Source organism: Synechococcus sp. KORDI-52 (assembly GCF_000737595.1).
Lineage (GTDB): Bacteria > Cyanobacteriota > Cyanobacteriia > PCC-6307 > Cyanobiaceae > Parasynechococcus.
Genome location: NZ_CP006271.1, coordinates 2,031,147 through 2,049,167, shown reverse-complemented (window position 1 = coordinate 2,049,167; position 18,021 = coordinate 2,031,147). Strand labels below are relative to the sequence as shown.

15 protein-coding genes and 2 pseudogenes are annotated in these 18,021 nt (G+C 54.0%); 4 read left to right on the top strand and 13 right to left on the bottom strand.

Going from position 1 to position 18,021, the window contains the following annotated elements; genetic code table 11:
- Positions 1–2 precede the first annotated feature (2 nt).
- Both KR52_RS15180 and KR52_RS13310 read left to right on the top strand, forming a co-directional pair.
- Complete coding sequence (locus KR52_RS15180) at positions 3–554, top strand: ecdysteroid 22-kinase family protein (RefSeq protein ID WP_253912383.1); 552 nt, start codon at positions 3–5, stop codon at positions 552–554.
- A 64-nt stretch (positions 555–618) separates the two neighbouring features.
- Positions 619–1,332 (top strand): Coq4 family protein, encoded by a 714-nt coding sequence (locus tag KR52_RS13310; RefSeq protein ID WP_162175624.1) that lies wholly within the window; start codon positions 619–621, stop codon positions 1,330–1,332.
- 34 nt (positions 1,333–1,366) lie between these two features.
- Here KR52_RS13310 and KR52_RS10445 read toward each other — a convergent pair whose 3' ends face one another.
- The 5 genes from KR52_RS10445 to KR52_RS10425 all read right to left on the bottom strand — a co-directional run bounded on the left by KR52_RS10445 (position 1,367) and on the right by KR52_RS10425 (position 5,616).
- A complete protein-coding gene (locus KR52_RS10445) occupies positions 1,367–3,073 on the bottom strand; it encodes an alpha-keto acid decarboxylase family protein (protein WP_038555570.1) in 1,707 nt (568 codons plus the stop codon).
- 64 nt (positions 3,074–3,137) lie between these two features.
- Positions 3,138–3,854, bottom strand: coding sequence for an anti-sigma factor (locus KR52_RS10440; RefSeq protein WP_156957711.1), 717 nt, complete (start codon positions 3,852–3,854; stop codon positions 3,138–3,140).
- A gap of 2 nt (positions 3,855–3,856) precedes the next feature.
- Complete coding sequence (locus KR52_RS10435) at positions 3,857–4,369, bottom strand: sigma-70 family RNA polymerase sigma factor (protein ID WP_051834341.1); 513 nt, start codon at positions 4,367–4,369, stop codon at positions 3,857–3,859.
- Complete coding sequence (locus KR52_RS10430) at positions 4,366–5,187, bottom strand: cytochrome c biogenesis CcdA family protein (RefSeq protein ID WP_051834340.1); 822 nt, start codon at positions 5,185–5,187, stop codon at positions 4,366–4,368. The genes KR52_RS10435 and KR52_RS10430 overlap by 4 nt, the downstream gene beginning before the upstream one ends.
- 33 nt (positions 5,188–5,220) lie before the next feature.
- The gene (locus tag KR52_RS10425; protein WP_156957710.1) at positions 5,221–5,616 is read right to left on the bottom strand and encodes a thioredoxin domain-containing protein; all 396 of its coding nucleotides are present in this window, start codon (positions 5,614–5,616) and stop codon (positions 5,221–5,223) included.
- A gap of 246 nt (positions 5,617–5,862) precedes the next feature.
- Between KR52_RS10425 and KR52_RS10420 the strand changes: the two genes are divergently transcribed.
- Positions 5,863–7,251 (top strand): cytochrome P450, encoded by a 1,389-nt coding sequence (locus KR52_RS10420; RefSeq protein WP_051834338.1) that lies wholly within the window; start codon positions 5,863–5,865, stop codon positions 7,249–7,251.
- An 8-nt stretch (positions 7,252–7,259) separates the two neighbouring features.
- On the opposite strand, the gene KR52_RS10415 is transcribed toward KR52_RS10420, so the two are convergent.
- From KR52_RS10415 to KR52_RS15175, 3 genes and pseudogenes are all read right to left on the bottom strand, one after another.
- Positions 7,260–8,078 carry an alpha/beta fold hydrolase gene (locus KR52_RS10415; protein ID WP_038555564.1) on the bottom strand — a complete coding sequence of 273 codons (819 nt, stop codon included), beginning with the start codon at positions 8,076–8,078 and terminating at the stop codon, positions 7,260–7,262.
- 111 nt (positions 8,079–8,189) lie between these two features.
- Positions 8,190–9,395: an iron-containing alcohol dehydrogenase gene (locus KR52_RS10410; protein ID WP_253912382.1), complete on the bottom strand. Its 1,206-nt coding sequence runs from the start codon at positions 9,393–9,395 to the stop codon at positions 8,190–8,192.
- A gap of 318 nt (positions 9,396–9,713) precedes the next feature.
- Positions 9,714–10,174: pseudogene (locus KR52_RS15175) on the bottom strand (GGDEF domain-containing protein).
- A gap of 394 nt (positions 10,175–10,568) precedes the next feature.
- Between KR52_RS15175 and KR52_RS10400 the strand changes: the two are divergent.
- Positions 10,569–10,772: a hypothetical protein gene (locus KR52_RS10400; protein ID WP_156957709.1), complete on the top strand. Its 204-nt coding sequence runs from the start codon at positions 10,569–10,571 to the stop codon at positions 10,770–10,772.
- Between the two features lie 107 nt (positions 10,773–10,879).
- On the opposite strand, the gene KR52_RS10395 is transcribed toward KR52_RS10400, so the two are convergent.
- The 5 genes and pseudogenes from KR52_RS10395 to KR52_RS10370 form a co-directional block, all read right to left on the bottom strand.
- Entirely contained in the window at positions 10,880–11,131 is a 252-nt protein-coding gene (locus KR52_RS10395) for a hypothetical protein (RefSeq protein ID WP_038555559.1), read from the bottom strand.
- A gap of 401 nt (positions 11,132–11,532) precedes the next feature.
- Positions 11,533–13,812 carry a bifunctional diguanylate cyclase/phosphodiesterase gene (locus tag KR52_RS10385; RefSeq protein ID WP_162175623.1) on the bottom strand — a complete coding sequence of 760 codons (2,280 nt, stop codon included), beginning with the start codon at positions 13,810–13,812 and terminating at the stop codon, positions 11,533–11,535.
- A gap of 89 nt (positions 13,813–13,901) precedes the next feature.
- Complete coding sequence (locus KR52_RS10380; RefSeq protein ID WP_216725518.1) at positions 13,902–14,882, bottom strand: phosphate/phosphite/phosphonate ABC transporter substrate-binding protein; 981 nt, start codon at positions 14,880–14,882, stop codon at positions 13,902–13,904.
- 331 nt (positions 14,883–15,213) lie between these two features.
- Positions 15,214–15,981: an S-formylglutathione hydrolase gene (gene fghA, locus KR52_RS10375; protein ID WP_253912381.1), complete on the bottom strand. Its 768-nt coding sequence runs from the start codon at positions 15,979–15,981 to the stop codon at positions 15,214–15,216.
- Positions 15,982–16,096: 115 nt separating this feature from the next.
- Positions 16,097–17,196 (bottom strand): annotated as a pseudogene (locus tag KR52_RS10370) (S-(hydroxymethyl)glutathione dehydrogenase/class III alcohol dehydrogenase).
- Positions 17,197–18,021: the final 825 nt, after the last annotated feature.

The window sequence follows — 18,021 nt, the reverse complement described above, 5'->3', positions numbered from 1 at the left end:
CGTTGTCATCGTTTTATCGCAACTTTTTGGATGACTATGAGTTGCGGATTGAGTCGGAGGCCCTCAAGGCGATCGCCCTTGTCATTGAGCATTCAGAGGCCATCGACGCCGCGATGGCGGATCGACCAGCAACCCTGGTTCATGGCGATTTGCGTGTTGAGAACGTGTTGTTCGGGAGGGATGCGTCGCAACGCGATGTCGTTTTGCTCGACTGGGGCACTCCCACCCGGTCGATGGCAGCCCTGGATTTCGCTTATCTCATCGGCGGCGGTGTTCCGATGCCTGCACGACGTGGTCGATTGCAAGAGCTTTGCACGTGTTGGCATCAGAGTTTGAGTTCGCATGGTGTGAAGGACTATGCGTTTGCCGACGCCTGGGCTGATGTGCAACTAGCAGCTCTTCGCAGTTTGAGTTCGGTGCTGCATCTTCATAACTGGCAGCTGGATCCCAACATCAGTTCCCGTGCGATTTTGCTGAATGATGAGTGGATTGAGAGATCCTGCTCCCTCGTTGTTGAGCTTGAGGCGTTGGAGATGCTGCCCTCTCTAGCTTGAGCCTTGGTTTCATCAGGGGGCCTGCCCTGAGAGGAAACCATCATTGTTCAACGAACCAACTGTCTTGATCGCACCGACCAATCGCTCCCTGTTGAAACGCCTGGCTGTCGACCTGGCTGCCCTCTGCAGTGATCCTAATGATCTCGATCATGCCTTTGATCTCCTCAATGCCACCTACTCCACCGACGTGGCACAGGCGGCCCGTGATCGCCTCAAGACCCATCCGGCGATTTCGCCACTGGTTTCTCAGCGTTACTGGGGGGATTGGCCAGCCCTGTCTCAGTTGATCGCGATGCCGGCTGGATCATTGGGACACGTCTACGGTTTGTTCAAGGCCTCGCAGGGGTTGGATGATCTGCCCCCGCCAGAACTTCCCGATGCGATACGGGGCGACGACGCCTACCTTCAGATGCGCATCCGCCAGACCCATGATCTCTGGCATGTGGTCGCCGGGCTGCCGATCACACTGGCTGGTGAGGCAGCGGCCAATGGTCTGACCACGGAACAGCTGCGCTGGCCTGGCAGTGCCTTGTTGATCGCGGCCGATTTGGTTCATCGCGTCAGCGATGCTGATCCGGCTGAGGGTGGAGCTGTGGACGTGGGCGTGGCCATCGCCTACGGCCTCAATCTTGGTGCCCAGGCCCAACCCTTTCTGGCTCAGCGGTGGGAGGAGGGTTGGCAGACCCCTCTGAGTCAGTGGCGTGACCGGCTGGGAATTCGTCGGCTTCTGCAGTCCAGCCCATTTCCGCTTCTGCCGGGAGAGGCCGTTCGTGACTGACGTCGAGGTCACTCCCCAACGTTGCTTCCATCGCTCAGTTGTGCGACGTGGAATCCGGGGTCATTGTTTGATGCATGGTTTCAATCACCTCTTCCTCCAGGGGCTGGCTCTCTTCTGCCGGTATGACCACTTCCAGGTACGCCGCCCCCTGATGCGCGTTGATTGAGGTCAATGCCTCCTCCAGTTCGGCAACGGTTGCCGCTCGCCCGCACCACCAACCTTCGCATCCAAGCGTTGACGGGATCTCGGCATAACGCCAGGGGGGCAAATCGTTGTAGGCGTGCCCGGTCTCACTGATCAAGGCCTCCACGCCATACAGGCCATTGTTGAGAACGATCACCACAGGCTTCACATCGGTGAACCCCATCACCCCGATCTCCTGCATCGTGAGTTGGTGGGCGCCATCGCCGGTGACCAGAACGACCCTGCGCTCCGGTTCAGCAAGGGCGCATCCCAGAGCCGATGGTGTTCCCCACCCGATCGATGACCAGAGGGTCTGACTTTCCATGGCCACCCCTGCGGGTAACCGGATGGAATTGAGTTTCAACAGGCAGGTGCCGGTATCGGACACCAAAAGGTCAGTGGGGCGTAGAAATCGTTGAAGTAGGGGGTAGAAGCTCGCCGAATCGGTGGGCTGATCCATGGCTTCACTGAGGGGAAGCAACGCAGCCGGTTGTACAACCCTCTGATCTCCCCAGGAGGACAGACTCGGCGACGCTTTCCGAAGGCGTTCTGTCAACCCGGCAAGGACATCGCTGATGCTGACGCTCGTGAACACCTGATGCCCTGCCTGCACCCAGTCGGCATGCACCGCGATGAGTCGGTTGGAATCAAGTGATCCACTCCAGAGGCCTGTGTTGAGGTCCTCCAGGACCAATCCACCCAGATCGAGCAGCAGATCAGCCTCTTCCACGACCTTGCCAAGGCTTGCGGGCGTCGATCGATGGCCGTTGTACATCCCAAGGAAAGCGGGATGGTCTTCACTCAGGAGCGACTTGTCCATCGGCGTTGTTGCATAGGCCAGGCCGGATGCCTCGAGGAAACGTTCCAGGGCAGGCACAAGACCGAAACGTTTCAGGGTGATGGTGGGGAGCACCACGGGATTGGATGCTGCGCCAATCCTTGCCTCCAGGAGATCGAGGACGGCCTCCAGTTCCCGGCTCACACTTGCGTGTTGATCAACCTGGCCGATTGGAGATCCCTGGATCGGCTTACCGGTGATCGGCATCAGCGCCAGATCCATCGGAAAGGTGAGATAAGCAGGCTTTGATTCCTCCAGAGCCTTGTCAATCACCCGTTCCAGTTCGATGACGGCGTTTTCAGGTGTGAGCCTGGCGCTGACACAACTTGCGCTCGCAGAGATCGCTTCAAAACGGTCATAGGTTTGATCTCCGAGGGTGTGATGACAGATCAGCCCCTGGCGCACGATCCGTTGACTGGGTGTGCCGACCAAATGAAAGACGGGAAGACGTTCGGCCATGGCACCCATCAGGCCATTGAGTGCACTGAGTTCCCCCACGCCATAGGTGGTGCAGACAATGCCAGCCCCTCGTCGGCGGGCGTAGCCATCAGCCGCATAGGCAGCATTCAGTTCATTGGCCGACGGCACCCACTGCAACCGCGGATGCACCTCCACGGCATCGTTGATTGGGAAGGCATAGTCGCCGGGAACACCGAAGACATGGCCGATGCCGAGATCGGCGAGGCGATCGAGGGCATAGGTCACGACAGAGGGAGACATCCTGCCTTCGTTGCGTTGAATTCATCGAGCTTGACCGTCGCGGTTCCAAATGGCAACAAAGCGTTCAGATGGCACTCGTGAGAACCGGTTCCACGGGTTGAGAATCAACGTTTTCACGGGATGAAAGAGGGTCAAGACTGATCAAAAGTTGTGTGGCTGATCCCGTGGGTTGTGGCGGGATGGACATCTCGATCTTTCCCTGTGGATCAGGAAGAAAATGGACACAACCTTTCATTCCATCTGGGGTGAGGGCCCAAAGTCGATAGAGCCTTCCTTGGGGTGCTTGTGGTAAGTGATTCACCCGCAGAAGATTGCTCCCCTGTCCCGGACGTATCACGACTTCGCCGTGGGCCTGATTCATGGCACCTGGCTTGGTCGCGTGAAGTGCAATGGCGAGGTCTTCTGTCCGTAGAGCAACCGATGGCGAGGTTGGTGTTTGCTGTGCAAGCTTCAGCTTCGATCGATAAAGCTCCCCTCCAGTCAACGTGAGAATCAGAAGCAATCCACCAATGATCCAGCGTTCAGGATGAGACGTTCTTGCCCTGTAAGCCGAGTTCAACAGTCGCTCTTTGACCGTCTCCGAGAGCGGAGGGGGGCAATGATGCTCCATACGGCTGTGCGCTGTTTGCAGCTCTTCAAGCAGTGACTGCTCTTCTGCTGACCGTGGCTGATGTTCCGTCAAAGACGCCCGTTCATCTGCACTGAGGTTTCCCAGGACCTGGCCGGCAAGCAGTTCATTCCTCTTGCTGAATTCTCTGTTCGTGTTGGGATTTGAGGCCATGATCAACTCACCTCGCGAGAGACCAGTGCATTGCGGAGTTTGATCAACGCGCGACGGCTGATCGTCTTCACGGTGCCCAAGGGCAGGCTCAGTGTGGTCGCAATCGTGCTTTGGCTGACGCCTTTGTGGTAGTTCATGGCAAGAATCTGTTGTTCGCGGGGCGAGAGCTGAGACAGAGCCAGCTCAAGCTCGACGCGTTCATTCATGGCCTGCAGATCGATGGGGTCTTGTTGCCCGCAACCAGGTCTGAAGCACTCGAGAATGCGGCGGCGATTGTGCTGTTGATTCAATCGGTTCAGGGCCATGGATCGGGTCAACAGAAGGAGGTATTGACGGATCGAACCGCGTTCCGAATTGAAGCCGCCGCGTTGAAACCGCAGGAAGACATCATGGGTGAGATCTTCGGCGTCCTGGCGTTGAGAGAGAAGACTGAAGGCCAGGCGATACACCGCAGCGGCATGGTCGTCGAAGAGACGCCCCAACACCTCTGGGTGGATCTCATGCTCAGAGGTCACAGAGAACCCATCAGCTGCAGATTTTGAAATCCGCTCCAGACGTAGATCACCCCGAAGCTGCACAGAACCATGGCGCTGATTCCCGAGACCTGGTTGCCATGGGCGAGCAATTGACGCCGCAAACCACCGAGTTCAACGCCTAAACCCGCCAGCAGAATCACCATGCTGTAGCCAATGGCGTACGACACCATGGCCACGGTGGCCAGAAGAGGCGAGCCAGTGGCTGCGGAGACACTGACCACTGCCGCCAGCACAGGGCTGGCACAGGGGGATGTGACCAGCGCAAACGTGAACCCAATCACAAAGGCCCCGACCGGCAGGTGTTTGATCCGGTTGAGATCACCTTTGGGGCTGAGATTCAGACGATTCCATGGAATCCGTGGACCCCACCCTTTCAGTTGCAACGCCATGCAGATCACGATCACACCTGCCGTGATCAACAACCCGCCGCGATGGTCAATCAGCAACGTTCCTGCTAACGATGTGAATAATCCGAGCAGGCTGTAAGCCGTCACCACGCCAAGGCTGAACTGGATCACCTTGCCGGGGTTTGGCTGTTGCTGCCGATGAGCACCGAGATAGGAAAGCTGAACGGGCAGAAGTGCCAGCACGCAGGGCGACACGCTGGCAATCAATCCGCCCCCGAAGGCCAGCACAGGCAATCCCAGCGTCGCCCAGGCATGACTGTTGCTCCAGCGGTTGAGCCATTCGGCATAGCTTTGGCTGATGGATAGAACAGCCAACTCAATCGGGCCTGCTGCAACCACAAGAGCGGCTGCGATCACAGCAAGAACTGCGATCTGTTTTCGACGGGACAAGCATCGCTTGGATTTTTCTACTGACATGGCCGCCTAACTGCCGATCATCGAACGGGTGGTTGCGATGGCTTTGAGATAGGAATCCAGATTGGGTTGGGCTCGAAATGTTTTGACGGCCTGTCCTGTTTCGGGGTTGATCACGCTCACCTGACTGGTCTGGCTGCGGTGGCGCTTGAATAATGGGCCCAGTCCGAGGTGTTCTGCGCGATCAGCAGCTTGTTGTGTGGAAGCGGGATTTGTCACATCAAAACGCACCCAGTGCACCGCGTCGCCTTCTTGCTGGCGGAGGGTCTGCATCACCGGCTTGATGGTCTGGCAAGCGCTGCACCATGACGCAACAATCTCAACGACCACTGGTTTGCCCTGTAGCGGTGCTGGAAGTGGAGTGGCGGCATGGGCAGGTGAGGTGTGGAGTGCGCCGGTTGACATGATCAACGGTGGAGCAAATGGCGCTGCGACAGGAATCACGGCACCGATAAGCAGGCCGAGGCCAACAACATGCTTTTTCAAAGGAGATTTCAAAGCAGATGAGCGTTGCTGCTATCCATACAGATGGGATGCCGCTTTGGATTCACAAGCCATCCTTTCTCGGGCTGTTTTCCGTGCGTCAGTGGTCGGTTGTCTGTTCAGCCGTGCCGGTGTCTTTAGCCTTCAGCAGACGGGTGTTGGGGATCAATGCGCACTGACGTGAAGCAGATTCCTGAGTTGCACGTACCGCCTTACCGTCAGGTTCTGGAAGCGATCCTTCGGCCGATTGCCTATTACCGGCGTTGCTTCCGTGCGTCTTCGGGTGTGATTCGGGTTCGAATGTCGCCCACATTGCCGCCTCGGCAGGTGCTGATCAGTGACCCGGCGGTGATCAAGGATCTGATCAATCACGATGGTGGCCCTTCCATCAGCGCACCGGGTGAGCTCAACGGCCTGTTGTCGCAGGTGGTTGGTCAGCACTCGATCATTCTCTTATCGCCTGCGATGCATCGCCAGCGTCGCAAACTCCTGACGCCGCCGTTTCACGGTGAACGCCTCAAGGCCTACGGCTCCTTGATCACGGCCCTGGCCGAACAGGTGATGGCCGACCTTTCACCGGGGGATGTTTTCGATGCCCGCTCTCGGATGCAACGCATCACGATGCGCGTCATCCTCACCGCCGTGTTTGGGTTGCACGACGGCGAATCCATGCGCCAGGTCGAACAAACGTTGAACGCGAGTCTGGGCATTCGCTCTGGGCGCTTGGGTTCCCTGCTGCTTTTCTTCCCCTTCCTGCGTCGAGACCTTGGGTCTTGGAGCCCCGGCGGGCGCATCAAAGCTGCGGAGGCCGCCGTACGCCGCGTGCTGCTTGGGCAAATCACGGCACGACGTCGTGCACTGGAGTGTTCCAGGGCAGATGATCAACCGGTCGACATCCTCAGCTTGCTGTTGGCGTGCACCGACGAACAGGGGCAAGGTCTGAGCGATGACGAGCTCCACGATGAACTCTTCACCCTGCTGTTCGCTGGCCATGAGACCACGGCCACCGCACTCACCTGGGCACTTCACTGGTTACATCGCCGTCCAGACGTCCGACGCCGTCTGCTGGAGGAGCTGGACGGGCTTCCCGATCCCGACGATCCGGAGGCGATCACCAGACTTCCTTACCTCTCGGCTGTGGTGAGCGAGGTGCTGCGGATTCATCCGGTGGCCATGCTCATGTTTCCGCGTCGGGTGGAGCAAGCCGTGACCATGGGCGGCTTCGTCTTCCATCCCGGTGACGTGTTGCTCGTCTGCATTCAGGCTTTGCACGAACGCAGTGATCTGTATCCGGATCCGCTCCGCTTCAATCCTGATCGCTTCGTCGGACGCAGCTACGGCTCCCACGAATTCCTGAGTTTCGGGGCCGGTTCCAGGCGCTGCATCGGCGCGGCTTTGGCCGCGTATGAAATGAAGCTGATTCTCGTGAGCTTGCTTCGAGGTGCCAATTACCGGTTGACGTCCCCCAGCGATCGGGACAACAAACCACGCCGGCGTGGTTTCACGCTGGGCCCGTCAAATCCCGTGCGTCTGCAGGTGGTGGCGATGAGGCGTTGAGAAGGCCCTCACCTCCAGTGCTGCTCTGAGAACCATCGTCTGACGGAATTGACGCAGGCCTCGGTGGATTCATAGGGGAGAACATTCCTGCCAGGGATGGTTTCGATCACGGCATGGGGCAGCTTCTGCCGGTACGTGGCGAGACGCTCGTTGAGATCATCCCAGCTGCGTGAACGGCCGATGCCCGTCGCGGATGTTCCGAACACCACCTGCAAGGGCAGGGTCAGGCCGGTGAGCTGAGGTTCCCAGTCGCGCCGCCAGAAGCCGGCCAAAAATGAGTAGACCGCCCATCTGGTGTTCATCGCGCGAGACCCTTCACTCAAGGTTTGCAACCATTCCTCATCAACGGCTTCCGCTCGTGCGAAGAGGTTTTTTCGAGAGAAGCTCAGCAGGAAGCGGCGCCGCCGCGCGTAGCGATAGAACAGGTTGCCGATGGGGCCGCGGAAGAGCCAGCGCCAGAGCCGCCGGGAACGCTCGATCGGAAACGGTTGATGCAACACATGCCATCCCGGTGGACTGATTGCTGCCAGTCCGCAGACCAGTTCCGGCACCCGTTCAAGCAGGGCAAGAGCGATGGGAAGCGAGGTCCCCTGGGTGACGAGCACCACGGGCCCGCTGTTGCGCTCCCGCAGCATGGCTGCCAGTGGTTCTGCCCAGTCCTCTGGTGTGAGGGGATCGCGACTGCTGGGGGCCTGACCGCAGCCGATTAGATCCGGAGCCATCAATACGGCCTCGGGGTCGTCGCGTTGCCAACGCCGGATGAACCGTTCCCAGAAGCGGGAGGACAGCCCCACGCCAATCGGGTGAATCAGCAGCAGAGATGGCATGGATCTGGCTGTCGATGTCATCGGCTTGCTGGATTGCTGGAGAGAAAGTAGCGGCCGCCTGAAATAGACAGCAGTTCCGCTGGTGATCAGCGAAGACCCGACAAATGACAATCACTGTGTGGGCGATTGCAGGTCGTTGATGGTGTCTCTGAGCTGTAAACGCCGCAGCAAGGCTTCGCAGTCGGCGTGATTCAGCAGGCGTGGCACCGGATAGCTGGGATGGGCTTCCTGCAGGATCCTGCGGCTGATGGCCGGGATGTCATTGCTGTGCAGTGATGCCACGGCCGCCGGGATACCCAGCTGTGAATTGAGGTTTTCCACCCAGACGATGAATCGCGTGGCGAGCTCTCCATCTCCATCGGCCGCGTTCCTCTCACCAAGGCCAAGCTCTCGAGCCAGGCTGGCGAGCCGCTGCTCGCAGCATGGTTGCGACCAACGCAGCACTTCCGGCAGTGCCATGGCATTGGCTAGGCCATGGGGAATGGCGTAGGTGCAGCCCAGGGCATGGGCGATGGCATGGGCGTAGCCCACATTGGTGCGGGTGAATGCTTGTCCCGCCTCGTGGGCTGCCAGGGCCATTTCCAGTCGTGCCTGTTCATGGTTCCCCTGGCGGTAGGCCTGAGGCAGCCAGGCGGCGATGCGTCGCAGGGCGGAAAGGGCCTTGTTCTCACTGAACGGTGTGGCATTGCGGCCGATGTAGGACTCCACTGCATGGGTGAGGGCATCCATGCCACTGGCAGCGGTCACGGCCGGTGGAAGTGCCAGCATCAACATGGGATCGATCGCAACAAGCCGTGGCATCAGCTTGAAATCGGCGATGGTGAGCTTTCGTCCGTTCGCCGGGTCGGTCAACACCGCTGCGATAGAGGCGTCGGAGCCGGAACCGGCAGTGGTGGGAACACAGCTCAGCGGTGGAGGAGGCAGCAGCACCCGGAACAGACCCTCCATCCAGCGCAGAGAGAGCCAGGGGTTGCCTGCTCGGGCGCCAATGCCCTTGGCAACGTCGATCACGGATCCGCCGCCGACGGCGATCAGACTGTCGCAGCCTTCGTTGCGGTAGTGCTGGAGTCCCTGTTCCACACAGCTGAGGGAGGGGTTCTCCTCCACCTGGTGGTAGACGGCGCAGCGGACATCTATGGCTGTCAAATGGTCGAGCAGATGCTGCGCGACTCCAAGCTCAATCAATGTCTGGTCGGTGACCAGCAGGGGGCGGGACCAACGTCGACGTCGAACTTCAGCAGCGAGCGTCTGAACGCTTCCGCGACCCACCAGCAGCTGGGCTTGCGGAAAGGGAAGGACCAGGGCCAGTCCATGCAACAGCCGCTGATATGACCTGATTCCTAAGCGTTTCAGCCGTCGGAGGCAACTCTCAGGCTTGATGTGGATAGAGCGAGGAAAGATTTCCACTGAGATCGATCCGAACCTTCCAGGGAGTCTGTCCATACTTGGTTGGTTCATCGATGTCGTGTTTGCATCAGGGCTGCTTTTCTGTGGTGTCCACTGCGTGTGTTTCGTTTCAGATTCTCTGGTTCGCCTCTTGATTCAAACTGCTCATGATTTGAGACGGGCAATGTTCCACTGAAGTCGAGCAATGATTGATCAGTTCTCAATGGAAATCGTCCTGTTTGGGCTATGTCATCCCGGCGGATCGAAGACGACGATCCGATCACGACCCGTGTGCTTGGCTTTGTAGGGGGCTTGGTCGGCCCGGTCCAGAGCCGACTCGTTGGCTTCGTTGGGTCTGTACATCGTTACTCCAAAGCTCAGGGTGACTGTGGTGCAGCGATCGGTTTTCAGTTCAATCTCCATATCGCGTACACGCCGACGCAACGCTTCCAAACGAACTCTGGCGTGATCAAGGTTCGCTGTTGGCATGAGCACCAGAAACTCTTCTCGCCCCAGCGGAAAACAGGGTCACCTTCGCGCATGCTGCCCTTGATTGTGGCGGCGACGGCGCGAATAACTGCATCTCCGGCAGCATGGCCGTAGGTGTCATTCAACCGTTTGAAATCATCGATTTCCATCAGGGCGTTGGCGAGGTTGGGGTGCGAGCCCGAGCCAGCGCGTGTGTATTTCTCGAAGATCGCTGTAAACATCTGGCGGTTCAGCAGTCCACTGAGGTTGTCCGTGTTGGCTGATTGTGCAAGTTTTTCCTGGTCTTGCCCGATCGTCAGGCGGTCAACAAGGATTAACAAAGAACCGATCACCACTGCCGCAACAATGTTTTGAATCAACAGGCTTCTTAGGGCTTGCTCTTCAGCGTTGACAGTTTGAACAACAGCCTGAGTCCAGCTGGAACGCGGAATCGGTCTGGACTTCAAATAAAACACGGCCTGCGTAGGGCATTTGTAGGGCTTTTGAGGGATGACTCAGGATCGTTTGACTGGGTCGACCAATGTCTTCAAGCTCAGAGAGGTTTCCTTGTCTGGCATCCGAAGCAAGAACGATTTGACCAGCTTGGTTAACCAGTAACAGGCGTGCTCCATATTGATGCTGATAGCTGATGAGCTTGTTTCTCAAAAAATTGACGTCAATTCCCACGCCAGCCACGCCGAGGAGTTTGCGATCCGCACCTTCAATGCGTACGTTCACAAACGCCAGGGTGCGCGAGGGATCAGCAGTATCACGGTCGATATTATTTTAAGTTGCCCTTCTGGAATTAAGAAAGTTCTGATACCACTGATCGTTGCTTGACGCGGCGTTGATGGTTCTCACGAGGCCGAACGGGCCGTAATACGTCTGTGTCTCATCCGAGACAGAAATGCTTTTGTGACCTCGCTGTTTTGTTGAATTGATGTGAGCTAAGCGGCGATGGCATCAGGTTGTTGCTTGTTCTCATGCAAGAGATCAACCAGCAAACTGTTATCTGCGGTCAGTCTTGATGCCAGCATGGGTTCGCTGATAAAGTTCTGAATGTTAGCATCAACAGTATCTGAAGTAAGCGGCAGAATCTCTGTGATCATTTGTCGATCAAACTGTTGGGGTGATTGCAGATAGCACAGCACCACGGCAAATCGTTGTGACTGCTTAAGATGTAAGTTGATTCCTTTCATCCAGGATGTTTGTGATCAGTGGTGATGTTGCCCGATAAGTGTTTTGGTTTCTCTGCTGTCGTGTTTATGGACAAGTCTCTCTGGGATGGGACAGAGATGGATTTGGTTTTGATTCCATTTGCATTGGAAATCGATTTTAATGTTTCAATTCTCTTGATCTTCGTTGATCATAGCCTAATAATTGCTCATTGCCTTCTTTTTGGTCTCTACAGATGATCGTCGCTTCTTCTTCTTTGTATTCATGCCTCAGAATGGATGGATTCTGTGCTGTTTGACATTCACCAATCTAGGGATGATTGTGCTTCAAAGGCGCTGATTTACACTAGAGCGAGGTGGAGGTCAAGTTGTATTGAGCTTTTGTTTGTTAACTATCTATATTTACGCTCCGAAATATTGCCAAGTCAAATCATAAAACTGCCACTTATGGCCTTGTCATTGAAGAGGTAACCTTGTCCATGGTCACATCCCAGGGATTCCAGTGTACTCAACTGAAACTGTGTCTCCACTCCTTCACCAATTACAGTGAGATCGAATGCTTTTCCTAGCTCAATCATAGCTCTAACCAGTCTCAAGCCTGAAGTATGCTTCATGTTATTGATATAGCTTCGGTCAATCTTGAGGTAATGAAATGGAAGTCCTCTTAGCAGCTCGATGGATGAATAGCCGGTGCCAAAATCATCGATGAGAAATTCAACCCCAGCAGCATTTAACTCCTGCATATTTATTCGAGTTGTGCCAAGATCCTGAAGCAAAGTCGATTCAGTTATTTCAATTTTAATACGTTGAGGATTGAGTTGGTTGCGGTTGAGCTGGTTTAAAAATCTATGGGGAAAGTTTGCCTCTAGAAATTCAAGTGGGCTTATATTAACGGATACATAATGCGTGTTGTCTATGCTGCCCTCACGGGTTAAATTGCTGATATTTTTTAAGACGCAGTCTGTGACCATTCTGATGATTCCTGCTTCTTCTGCACACTGAATCAAGTAGGGCACTGTTGCGCTGATGCTGGGACATCGAAACAGTGCTTCATAGCCTGTGATGGTCATGTCGCGACTTGGCGATCCTGTCTTAGTGAGCGAAACAAGAGGCTCCAGCTTGATGGAGGCCATGTTCCGTTCAAGGTGGCTTTGAAGGAGGCTTGCCGTTTTTGCACGCTTCCTCACCCCTTGTGCCATGCCATCTTGATAGAAGAAGTAGCGATTTCGACCTTTAGCTTTGGCTTTATAAAGTGCAAGGTCTGCTTCATCCATTAATTGCTTACCGGATTTCTTTGGCCCCTTTTCGATGCTGATACCAATGCTCGAGGTGTTGTTTGCTACGCAGTTTTCTAGGTCATAAGGTTTGGAAAGTGCAGTCAGCAAACGATCCGCTATTGATTTTGCCTTCTCAACAATTTCTCTTTGTCCCTCTGAATCAAAGCGCATCAAGACGACAAACTCGTCACCACCAATCCTCGCAATGAAATCTTCTTGTTTGAGCTCGGATTTGAGTCGATTGGCCACTTGGATCAGAAGCTCATCTCCTACTGAATGGCCATAAGAGTCGTTGATGAATTTAAATTTATCGAGGTCTAACGCCATAAAAACAAGCTGATAATTGCTATTTTCAGAATCTCCACTCTCAATTCCATGTTCGAGTGCCGATCGGTTGTAAAGGCCGGTTAATTGATCATGAAATGCGAGATGATGGATGCGCTTCTTTTGTATTTCTTGACTTGTGATGTTATTTACGACGAGGGCAACGCTGGAGGGAATTTCTTTTTCATATTCTGTGATGACAGCTGTGACTCGTAGGTGAATCTCTGTTTTGGAACGTTTTGTGATGACCACGAGTTCCTTTTCTTTGATGCACGTTCTTGCTGTTTTCTCATCTTTGTTGCATATGGCGAGCAGAAACTGTTGAAAGTTCTCCTTGTCATCCTGGCTGACATAGTCTCTCCACCAGTCCCCTGAAATTACGGCATTAACCTCTGAAATTGTGTTGTCATCTGCAACCTCAAGCAATTGGATGATTTTGCCGGAGAGCGTTGCTTTGTTTTCGAGAACATTCCACTGCCACCACCCATCGTTTGATCCCTCGAAAGCAGAACGCGTGCGCTGTTCTGCTTTTTCAAGTTTGTTCATTAGGCTTGAGATGCGTTCCGCCTTATCCTTCTCCATGCGGAGTTCACGCTTCCCGGACAAGCGCAACTGAATAAAAGCCGGAATAAAGACAGCACTCAGTGCAGTCAGTAGAGCTGCTTCAATGGAGCGTATTGTTGTAATTGATTCCAGATTTGTCTTCGTATAACCAACTAATGTCCCGATAGGGATATTGTCATTTTCAATAATTGTTGATGCTCGGATTTGCCAGCGGTCTGTATCTTGCTTGATCTTTGCGGGTTCAAGCTGGCATTGTTGGGGCAGTTCACCATAGTGAATTGTTGGTGTTTCGTCGATCTGCAAGCGGAGTGCTGTAGATTGAATTTCATTGCTTGAATTGAACACCGTCAAGCAGTTTACGGCTCGTTTGATCCTCAGAAATCCAAGGAGAGCTTCATCGATCTGGTTGTAATCACGTTTGATAAGATCGTTTCGGATGGACAGTCCCAATTGGATAATATCGTCTTTGAATTCGTTATTTCTTTTCTGCGCGACATAGTTATTAATAGCTAGATCTGCCAGTAAGATTGAAATAGCCATGCATCCCGTAAGAACAGCATACGGTTTGAAACCTTGAGTCCCTTCCGTACTTGACTTACATAGATGCTTTATTGATTCGATTATGAACATTATTCGACAAAACGCTCAAGTCCTAAACCCGCTAGCGGCGCATAATCTCTTTGGTAGTCGGCCCTCATCGGAAAAGGGATTTGAACTTTTTCCAAGAGAGTTTTCCATTCTGGTTGCTTCGCCATCTCTATCCATAGGCTTTGTATTGCCTTTGTTTCTTGTAACGGCATTGATTTTGACGCTGAGAAGGGATGGGCAGGATGGCCAGGAGTTTCTTGAAGGATCATCACCTCTGCTTGCAGATTTTTGCTTTCCCTGGTGTAGGTTTTATTGACGCCACCTCCAGCGACTTTGGTGTTCCGTGCAACTCCCCGATAGACATTTTGGTGAGTTTTCACATAGCGTGGTTTGATCTCAATTCCTTGTTGATCAAAGAGTGCTCGTGTCAGCAAGGATGCCGCAAAAGCGTTTGGAGCTGGCAGTAGCAACTCTGCTCCATCGAGATCTTCTAATGTACTTGCTGTGCTTTTACGATTAATCACGATAATGCCAGTCAACAGCTTCTTGCTGTCTCTGAGAAGTGGTTTATATTCTTTCTTGAACATCACCTGATGGTAAGGATTCATGAATGCATAGTCGGCTTCCTTGTTTCTCAGGGCTTCTTCAAAGTCGGGAATAGATTCTTGCTGTACCAATTCAAAGCATAAATTTGCTTTCTTACCGATCTGTGTCAATACCGGCCAGTAGGCGGCATGAATGGTTGTTGCAGAAAACTGGGGCACGATTGATATTCTCCGCCGAACAGCATCGTCGGATGTGTTCCCTGCGCATTCACTATTTCCTGACCCAACCTCCCTTTCATTTTTTGTCTCGATCGTTGTGTTCCAATTGCAACTGGTCAGTGGAAGTAGTATCAGCATAAACAGGATTTTTCTTGCATATTTTAATTCGCCGGAGCTATGATGTACATGACTTGGTGGCCTTTTTTGATTGCATATTAATGGCCTTTTCCATGAGCCCTTGCTGGTGATCTTATTCATGGTCACGTACATCTGCTTCAATCTATCTTAGGTGCAGGCCTTAATGGTGACATGAAAAGATATGAATCATTTCTTTTTTCGGGTCTTCTCTTCCTATTTGCTGTTTTGGCTAAAGCAGATTTATTGGATATTCTTGGCAGGGGCTTTGATTGCATTCCCTTGTATTCGTCAGGTCTCACAACTGGGTCTGAGTGAACGGCCACTTTTGTGTTTCTGCCTTGTTGTGTAATTAGTCGTGGTTACGTGAAGCGCTTTTCCAGGATGAGCGCTTCCAGAAGGGGGCTTTGAACGGCAGACATCTCGTCTGATGCAAAAGCTGGCTTGGATCAGCTCAAATTTTTGCTTTTAAAGCGTTGGCGTGGTGGTCAAGATGTCGGTCGATCACGCTGGCCACGAAAAAATAGCTGTGGTCATAGCCCTCATGCCTCATCATCTCAAGACGCTGCCCGCTTTTTGAACAGGCGTTGCTTAGCTCCTCTGGACGCAACTGTTCCTCAAGGAAGGGATCCGCTGAACCGATATCCACCAGCAGGCAGTCCTCCCGCAGGTAACCGTCCTCCAGGAGTGTCACTGCATCCCATCGACGCCATCTGAGCTGGTCGTCAGATGTTGTCCCAAGCAGGTGTATGAATGCCTTCTGTCCCCTAGGGCATTCGATTGGGTGTGCGATTGGAGCCACTGCGGAAACCGATCGGTAGAGATCAGGATGTCGCATACCCAGGACCAGTGCACCGTTACCTCCCATGGAGTGGCCGGAGATGCCCAGCCTTTGCTCGTCCAGGGGCACTTCATTGCATAGCTGTGAGATCAGCTCTTCCACCAAAAAGCTGTGCATCCTGTAGTGCAATGACCAGGGCTGTTTCTCGGCGTCCACGTAGAAGCCGGCACCATGCCCGAAGTCCCAACTTCCCTCTGGATCACCTGGGATGTCATCATCTCGTGGGCTGGTGTCCGTCATGACTAGTGCCAGGCCAAGTTCGGATGCACGTCTCTGCGCACCTGCTTTCTGTACAGCGTTTTCGTCGTTGCACGTCAGGCCGGAAAGCCAGATCAGAGCGGGGGCGCGTTCTGGTTTCGGTCCAAGCGCCTGCTTCGGCAAAAAACTCCAACTGTCGTGGAGCTGTTGATCTGTTGGGAGTTCAGTTTGTAGCGGCGTTGCTCTCCGTCGAAGCAGCGGTGAGAGTTGATCAACTCCATCGTTCAGGTCGTTGTTCTCAGAAATGGATGTCAGAGCGGATGCTCTCTTCTCGATGCATAAGTTCGAAGGCCTTGTTGATGTCGTCCAATGTCATCGTGTGGGTGTGAAGCTCTCCAAGGGAATGTCTCCTTTCTGATAGCTCTCGACATAGCCAGGGAGCTGGGTTCTCCCCCTGACCCCTTCAAAGGCTGATCCTCGCCAGACCCGACCCGTGACCAGTTGGAAAGGTCTCGTACTGATTTCTTGGCCAGCTCCTGCTACGCCGATGATTGTCGACTCACCCCACCCTTGTGATAGGCCTCGAGGGCTGCTCGCATCACATCCACATTGCCGATGCATTCGAATGAATAGTCATCCCCTCCATCGGCGATGTCGATCAGTACGTCCTAAATCGGAGCTGCATGGTCACGTGTGTTAATGCATTCCGTCGCCCCAAGCTGTTGGGCGATGGCGAATTTGTCTGGGTTGAGATCAATGCCGATGATCCTTTTGGCACCGGCTTGAACAGCGCCGATGATCACGGCGAGCCCGATCCCGCCAAGACCGAAAACGGCCACTGAACTTCCCTTCTGCACCTTGGCCGTGTTGTGCACGGCGCCGATCCCCGTTGTGACTCCGCAGCCCAGCAAGCAAACCTTGTCCAATGGTGCATCCTGATTGATCTTCGCAACCGCGATTTCAGGAAGCACTGTTTACTCGGAGAAGGTTGATGTACCCATGTAGTGGTGAATCATTGAACCACTTAGGGAGAACCGACTGCTGCCGTCGGTCACCACGCCCCTGCCTTGGGTGCTTCGCATCCCCTGACAAAGGTTTGTTTTGCCGGAGCGGATTCGCGGCATTCCGGTGAGTAGAGGGGGATCACATGGTCTCCAGGCGCAATTGAGGTCACTCCTGGCCCACTTCCTTCACCACAGCGCCGCCTTCATGGCCAAGCACGACAGGAAATCGTACTTCCCGATCCGCCCCGGACAGGGTGTAGGCATCTGTGTGACCAACCCCGGTGGCGACGACTTTCAGCAGCACTTCCCCATGTTTTCGAGCCGCCACTTCGATTTCGGTGATGTCGAGTGGTTTGCCGGGTGCCCATGCCACGGCAGCTCTGGAGCGAACCATCGATTTCAGCTCGTTCTCTCCTCATCATGAGCCTTGGCTTCCACTTCATGTTCCGGGATGTGCCATGACCATGTAGTTGCTGATTCAGCGCACCTGTCGATGTCAACGGGGGCATGCCACGTTTAAGCAAGCAGCCGCATCGCATACAACTGGAAATTTCGTGGTTGTGCCTCTAAATGGCCTGCACTGAAAGCCCCCCATTTGGAATCAGACTTGCCTCTTGTGGCCGAAGTTGCACCTTGCTGCTCAGTTGGAACAATTGCTCTGAAGGGATTGTCGCTGAGTTCTCCCTGGAATGTTGTGTAACAGGACGATTGTCAGATGATTTGATCTGAGGATGGGACTGCGACAATCAGTTGAACGATGGGATCGACCGCTCAGAGTTGTTTGATTAGGGATGCAGTAAGTAGAAACGTGATAACAAGAGCTTAATATCAAGGCTCGCGAGCCAGGTATCGCTTGCAATCACGTGGTTACCTTTATCGTACATTGATATTTTCTGTATGAGTTTGCCACCCACTACGTCTGGAATCTTCCCATCTCTTTGGAAGGAATGTATCTCATGATCGGTTTGCAGTCCTTGCTGCTGTGGCGCGGCCTTGCTCTCGTGAGTGCTGCTCACATCACTTGAATGTTGGTGAATTTGATGTCGGAAATGCTTGGGATCCATGCACTCGACCATATTCTTGCCATGTGCCTCGACCTCTGATCTGCACTTGGCTATGAATGATGGGTACATGCCAGTCTCTGGGCCTGTATCAGTATGCATCTGACGGCTACATGGTTTTGCGGTTATCTCTGATTTGAGTATGTGAATATTCCTGG

Excerpts from the sequence above, each read along its gene's own strand:
- KR52_RS10400 (WP_156957709.1), top strand. The coding sequence starts at position 10,569 with ATGCTGATAGCTGATGAGCTTGTTTCTCAAAAAATTGACGTCAATTCC.
- KR52_RS10385 (WP_162175623.1), bottom strand. The coding sequence starts at position 13,812 with ATGGCTATTTCAATCTTACTGGCAGATCTAGCTATTAATAACTATGTC.
- KR52_RS10380 (WP_216725518.1), bottom strand. The coding sequence starts at position 14,882 with ATGAATAAGATCACCAGCAAGGGCTCATGGAAAAGGCCATTAATATGC.
- KR52_RS10420 (WP_051834338.1), top strand. The coding sequence starts at position 5,863 with ATGCGCACTGACGTGAAGCAGATTCCTGAGTTGCACGTACCGCCTTAC.
- KR52_RS10395 (WP_038555559.1), bottom strand. The coding sequence starts at position 11,131 with ATGAAAGGAATCAACTTACATCTTAAGCAGTCACAACGATTTGCCGTG.
- KR52_RS10425 (WP_156957710.1), bottom strand. The coding sequence starts at position 5,616 with ATGTCAACCGGCGCACTCCACACCTCACCTGCCCATGCCGCCACTCCA.
- KR52_RS10440 (WP_156957711.1), bottom strand. The coding sequence starts at position 3,854 with ATGGCCTCAAATCCCAACACGAACAGAGAATTCAGCAAGAGGAATGAA.
- KR52_RS10445 (WP_038555570.1), bottom strand. The coding sequence starts at position 3,073 with ATGTCTCCCTCTGTCGTGACCTATGCCCTCGATCGCCTCGCCGATCTC.
- KR52_RS10415 (WP_038555564.1), bottom strand. The coding sequence starts at position 8,078 with ATGCCATCTCTGCTGCTGATTCACCCGATTGGCGTGGGGCTGTCCTCC.